The organism is Streptomyces bobili, from assembly GCF_002154575.1.
Taxonomy (GTDB): Bacteria; Actinomycetota; Actinomycetes; order Streptomycetales; family Streptomycetaceae; genus Streptomyces; species Streptomyces bobili.
This window is the reverse complement of sequence record NZ_MUBA01000378.1, coordinates 1-5,317: the sequence shown is the minus strand read 5'-3', so window position 1 is coordinate 5,317 and position 5,317 is coordinate 1. Positions and strand designations below refer to the sequence as shown.

The 5,317-nt window shown below is 72.7% G+C and carries 6 protein-coding genes; 1 reads left to right on the top strand and 5 read right to left on the bottom strand.

All coding sequences use genetic code 11. From position 1 onward, the window contains the following. From BZL64_RS27170 to BZL64_RS27150, 5 genes are all read right to left on the bottom strand, one after another. Window positions 1-830: hypothetical protein (locus tag BZL64_RS27170; protein WP_086771818.1), on the bottom strand; the 830-nt coding region annotated here is incomplete at its 3' end. 23 nt (window positions 831-853) lie between these two features. Beyond that, entirely contained in the window at window positions 854-1,666 is an 813-nt protein-coding gene (locus tag BZL64_RS27165; protein WP_086771817.1) for a COG1470 family protein, read from the bottom strand. A 23-nt stretch (window positions 1,667-1,689) separates the two neighbouring features. Continuing rightward, entirely contained in the window at window positions 1,690-2,403 is a 714-nt protein-coding gene (locus BZL64_RS27160; RefSeq protein ID WP_086771816.1) for an LPXTG cell wall anchor domain-containing protein, read from the bottom strand. A 488-nt stretch (window positions 2,404-2,891) separates the two neighbouring features. Next, window positions 2,892-3,374, bottom strand: coding sequence for an ATP-binding protein (locus BZL64_RS27155; RefSeq protein WP_086771815.1), 483 nt, complete (start codon window positions 3,372-3,374; stop codon window positions 2,892-2,894). A 346-nt stretch (window positions 3,375-3,720) separates the two neighbouring features. Beyond that, window positions 3,721-4,104, bottom strand: a complete 384-nt coding sequence (locus BZL64_RS27150; protein ID WP_086771814.1) for an STAS domain-containing protein — start codon at window positions 4,102-4,104, stop codon at window positions 3,721-3,723. A gap of 246 nt (window positions 4,105-4,350) precedes the next feature. Between BZL64_RS27150 and BZL64_RS27145 the strand changes: the two genes are divergently transcribed. Beyond that, window positions 4,351-5,256, top strand: a complete 906-nt coding sequence (locus BZL64_RS27145; RefSeq protein WP_086771819.1) for an RNA polymerase sigma factor SigF — start codon at window positions 4,351-4,353, stop codon at window positions 5,254-5,256. The last annotated feature ends 61 nt before the right edge of the window (window positions 5,257-5,317 follow it).

The window sequence follows — 5,317 nt, the reverse complement described above, 5'->3', positions numbered from 1 at the left end:
CTGCTCTGCCTGGTGGTGCCGACGCGGAACACCGCCGCCGGCACCACCAGGCAGAGCAGGACCCAGAACAGGGTCACGCCCCAGGGGCGGCCCACGCCCCACGGCTGCTCGGCGAGGACCTTGCCGCCGTACTTGAGGGAGACGGTGTACTCGCCGTGGGCGCCGCCGGCGAGTTCCACGGGGAGTTCGACGCGGGCCTTCTTGCCGGGGGCGACCGTGCCGCGCCACTGGCGCTCGTCCCACTGCGGCGCGAACACGCCGTGGGCGGTGCCGACTTCGAACACCGGGTCCCTGAGCGGCGCGGTACCGACGTTGCCGACCGTGAAGACCAGCGTGCGGGTGGGGGGCGCGCCGAACCAGGTGAGCACTCCGGAGGAGCCCTTCAGCACGGTGTCGGTGAGGACCGACAGCCGGCCGCCCACCGTCTCGGCGGGCAGTGGTTCGACGGCGTGCCCGGCCACCTGGAGCACCGCGTCGGCCTGTGCCTTCGCGCCGGTCGCGGTGGCCACGTGCACGACGCAGGGGCACGGTACGGGCGGGTCGGCCACCGGCAGCGCGCGGCTGAAACGGCCGTCGGCGTCGGTGGTGACGGCCCGGCCGTCGGCGTTGGCGCAGGAGTTGGTGCCGCCGATGACACCCCTCGACGGTTCGGCCTGCCCGCAGATCAGCAGCATCAGCAGCGCGCGGGGCCGCCAGCCGCTGCCGGTCACGGTGACCGAACCACCCGTCCCCGCCTGGGACTCGGACAGCTTCACGGTGGGCGTCCCGGCCGCCGAGGCCGGTCCCGCCCCGGCCCAGGGCAGCACCAGCAGCGCCAGTGCCACCGCCATCACCGGTATCCGCGCTGTGGCTCTCACGTCGACTCCACCTCCGTACGCGGGAGTTCGACCGTCGTGCGGCGCCTTCGCCGGCGTACGGCCACGGGGGTCGCCACGAGCAGCAGCGCGCCGGCCGTCGTCCCCGCCGCGGTGCGCCAGGGCACGAACCGGGCCGACGCCGTGCCGGTGGCCCGCGCGCCGCCGGGCGCCGTCACCGTCAGCCGGACGGTCACCGCGTCGAGGGCCGGGCGGTCGGGCCAGGGCTCGTCGAGCTTCAGCCGGGCGCCCGGCGGCAGGCGGACGGGCAGGGTGCGCGGGGCGCGGTCGAGGACGGTGCCGAGGACACCGTCCGCGCGCACCGCGAGCCGCGGCACGAGGACCGTCGTCCCTCGGTTGACCAGCTCGTACGTGATCCGTCCCGCGCGGACGGCCACGTGCTCGACGGTCAGCGCGGCCAGCCGGGGACCGCCGATCCGCAGCAGCAGCCGTACCGCCGACTCCCGGCCGTCCGCGGCACGTACGACGATCGTGGCGGGGCGGTCGCCGGGGGCCGCGTCCGGCGGGACGGTCAGGGTGAAGGGCACCTCGGCGCGGGTGCGGGCGGGGATGCGCAGGGCGGTTCCGGGGAGGGCGACCGGCAGGCCGGTGGCGCGCAGCCGGACGGTGAGCGGGCGGGTGCCGCGGTTGGTGACGGCCAGGGTGTCCCGGAGCACCGCGCCGGGTGGGCCCTCCGCGTAGAAGGACGGTCTGCCCTGTCCGGCGGGCGCGGCGGACCAGCCCGGCTGGCCGGGGAGGACGGGGAGGACAGGCAGGGTCAGCAGCAGGGCACAGGCGGCGGCGTACGGCATCGGCGGCTCCCGGAGGGGTGAGGTCAGCGCGTCTGGCTCCGCCGGGTCAGCCACAGGGTGCCCGCCGCGCCGGCCAGGAGGGCGGTGCCGCCGAGGGTGGCGAGGGCGATCGCGGAGTCCTCGGGGCCGGTCTGCGGCAACTCGCCGGAGCCGGAGCCGGAGCCTGCGGTTGAGCCGGAACCGCTGTCGTTCGGCGTCCCGCCGCCCGCCGGTGTCCCGCCGCCGCCCTTGGCCTTCACGTCGAGGGTGAGCGAGGGCGGGGGGCTCTTGGTGGGGGTGCAGGTCGTGGTCGTACCGAGCGCCTTGATGGTGAGCACCCCGGCGGTGAAGGTGACCTTGCCGGTCTTCTTCGGGGTGTAGGTGCCGCTCAGATCGTTGATCTTGATGGGGGTGTCGGCCGGGATGGCCTCCTGGTTGGCGGGCCCGCTGACGTTCAGGGTGCCGCTGTCGGCGCCGCCGAGCCTGATGGTCGCGCTCGGGTTCATCGCGCCCTTGCCGAGTTCGACGGGGCTGGAGGAGACGCCCTTCTGCCAGGACATGGTGATCTTGTAGGTGCCGCCGCTCTCGACGCCCTTGATGTCGATGGGTGAGACGGCGCTCTTGTCGCCGATGGGCGTCTTGCAGGCGTAGTTGACGTCGACGACCTGGGCACTGGCCACGGGGGCGGCCATCCACACCGCCGGTCCGGCCAGGGCCGCGGCAGTCGCGAGCACGGCGGTTGGCTTCCGGTACGACACGGTCCCCTCTTTCCTGACAGGTCGTTCGTCGAACAGGCCTTTTACTGACGGCTCATCAGATAGGGCCGTCAAGGTACGCCCGGCACCGCGAGGAAGGAAGGGGAGCCGCACGCCGGAGTTGTGACGATCCGGCGTGCGGTTGGTGGCGGCGGGGAGGATGTGGCGGGGCCGAGGCACGGAGCGGGCGGGCCGGAGCGACCGGCCGAGCCGGGGGTGCCCACGTCGGGGCGGCCGGTCGGGTGCCGAGGGGATCGGTGGCGGGACCGCCGGTCGAGCCGGGGCCGCACCGGTGCGGGGCAGTGGGCCGAACGGGGAGCCGGTCAGGCGGAGGCAGCCGCTCGTGCCGGGGACCGACTCGTGTCGGCGCGGCCCGTCGCGCCCTGGTCGGTCCACGCCGGGGAACGGGCGGTCAGGTCGGTGGGGCGGCGGAACGGGCCGTGTCGACGCGGCGGTGCGACGGTCGGCCGCGCCCGGCGGTGCCCGTGGGGTCAGGCCGGGGCGCCCAGTTCCGCCCATACCGTTTTACCCGCGACCTCCGGGGTGCGGACGACCCCCCAGTCGAGGCAGAGGCGCTGCACGATGAACATGCCGTGGCCGCCGGGGCGGCCCGCGCGGTGGGGGGTGCGGGGCGCCGGCTGGCCGGTACCGCGGTCGGAGACCTCGACGCGGATCACCTTGTTGTCGCAGCTGAGCTGGAGCCCGTCCGGGCCCTCGGCGTGCAGGCAGGCGTTGGTGACCAGTTCGGAGACGACGAGCAGGACGTCCTCGGCGGCGGCCCGCCGGTCGGCGCCCGCGGCGGGCAGCCAACCCCAGGCGTACAACGCCTGGCGGGCGAAGTCGCGGGCGAGGGGGACGACACCGCTCGCGCCGTCGAAGCTCAATCTGCGGACCTGACGACCCGCCGACGCTCCGGAAGCGCCGCTGGGCTCCGGGCCGCGGTCGCCCGGCGAGTAAGGCCGGGTGGTGCTCATCAGCGCTTCACCTCACCGATTCACCAGTTCAGGGTTCAATTCGACGTTCAGTTCATGGCTCGGTTCATCGCTCGCACGATGAGGGTTCACGGGGCTGCGCGGCTCCTCGCGGGCGCCGGAACCAGTACACACGTTCAGCGGTCGCCGCACGGTAGGTCTGCGCATCCCGCCCTCTCCTCGTGCTGTGCCGCCGACATGTTCAGGTGTCTCCTGCCCGACGGATCGGGCGGAACACCCCTCGTTCGCCCAGAGGTGACCACCGTGTCCACCCCTGGTGGACCGTGGCGCGCGGGAGTGCCGGTCGCGCCCGGCCGCCGGGACGGGGCCGACGGGGCGGGCCCCGGGGTCAGCCGCCGCCGTCACCGTCGGCGAGGGCGGCCTCGACCGTGTCGTGCACGGTGAATACGGCGTCCGCGCCGGTGATCTCGAACACTCGGGCCACGACGGGCAGCATGCCCGCCAGGTGCACCCCGCCACCCGCGGCCTCCGCCTTCAGGCGGGCACCGAGCAGGACGTTGAGCCCCGTGGAGTCGCAGAACTCCAGTCGTGAGCAGTCCACGACGAGTCGGCTCAGCCCCTTGGCGAGGCACTCCTCCAACGGCTCGCGCAACAGATCGGCCGTGTGGTGATCCAACTCACCGGCCGGGGTCACGACGGCGCTGGAGCCCTCTTCCCGCACTTCCACCATGAGCCGGCCAGACTGTGCGCTGCCGACCGTCCCGCGGTCCATGCCGTGTCTCTCCCGAGGTCGTGAGTGCTAGCTGACGCCCTCGAACACTACGCCCTCGATACGCACTCCAACAGCCGAACAATCGCCCACAAACGGACATAACCGAACAGAACGCACTTGCGATCGGCTGAGCAAAGCAGGTAGGGCTAGAAGGACACACCCGACTCGGCCGGCTTTGGAGGCGCCGCACACCGCAGTGCACGCACTGGCTTCGGCAGCCATATGCCGAGAACGATGGAGGACATCATGTCATCCCGGCTCGACGCTCCGTATACCCACAGGGCGACGTCGACACCCCCTCCGGAACAGCTGAATCCCATCGAGCAGAGCGGCGATCCCCGTGACGCCCTCGCCGGACTCCCGGAGATCCCCCCGTACGACGAGGTCGGACCCGTCGACGCGCGGGCCCTGTCCAAGACCCTCTTCGAGCGACTGGAGTCGCTGGAGGAAGGCACGCACGAATACTCGTACGTGCGCAACACACTCGTCGAACTGAACCTCGCGCTGGTCAAGTTCGCGGCCTCCCGTTTTCGCTCCCGCAGCGAGCCCATGGAGGACATCATCCAGGTCGGCACGATCGGCCTGATCAAGGCGATCGACCGCTTCGAGCTCAGCCGTGGGGTGGAGTTCCCCACCTTCGCGATGCCAACCATCGTGGGCGAGATCAAGCGTTTCTTCCGTGACACGTCCTGGTCCGTGCGCGTCCCGCGCCGGCTCCAGGAGCTGCGCCTCGACCTGGCCAAGGCCGGCGACGAACTGGCGCAGCAGCTCGACCGCGCCCCCACCGTGGCCGAGCTGGCGGAGCGCCTCGGCCTCTCCAACGAGGAGGTCGTCGAGGGCATGGCCGCCTCGAACGCGTACACCGCCTCCTCGCTGGACGCCCAGCCGGAGGAGGACGACGCGGAGGGCGCCCTCGCCGACCGCATCGGCTACGAGGACCACGGGCTCGAAGGCATCGAGTACGTCGAGTCGTTGAAGCCGATGATCGCCGAACTTCCGCCGCGCGACCGGAAGATCCTCTCGCTGCGCTTCGTCGCCGGGATGACCCAGTCGGAGATCGGCGAGGAACTGGGCATTTCGCAGATGCACGTCTCGCGGCTGCTGTCGCGCACGCTGGTGCGGCTGCGCAAGGGCCTGACGCTGGAGGAGTGAGCGCGCCTCCCCGGCGACGAAGACCGGGAAGTCCCGCAGGTCAGTGCGGTCCGCGCCCGGG

Excerpts from the sequence above, each read along its gene's own strand:
- BZL64_RS27165 (WP_086771817.1), bottom strand. The coding sequence starts at position 1,666 with ATGCCGTACGCCGCCGCCTGTGCCCTGCTGCTGACCCTGCCTGTCCTC.
- BZL64_RS27150 (WP_086771814.1), bottom strand. The coding sequence starts at position 4,104 with ATGGACCGCGGGACGGTCGGCAGCGCACAGTCTGGCCGGCTCATGGTG.
- BZL64_RS27145 (WP_086771819.1), top strand. The coding sequence starts at position 4,351 with ATGTCATCCCGGCTCGACGCTCCGTATACCCACAGGGCGACGTCGACA.
- BZL64_RS27155 (WP_086771815.1), bottom strand. The coding sequence starts at position 3,374 with ATGAGCACCACCCGGCCTTACTCGCCGGGCGACCGCGGCCCGGAGCCC.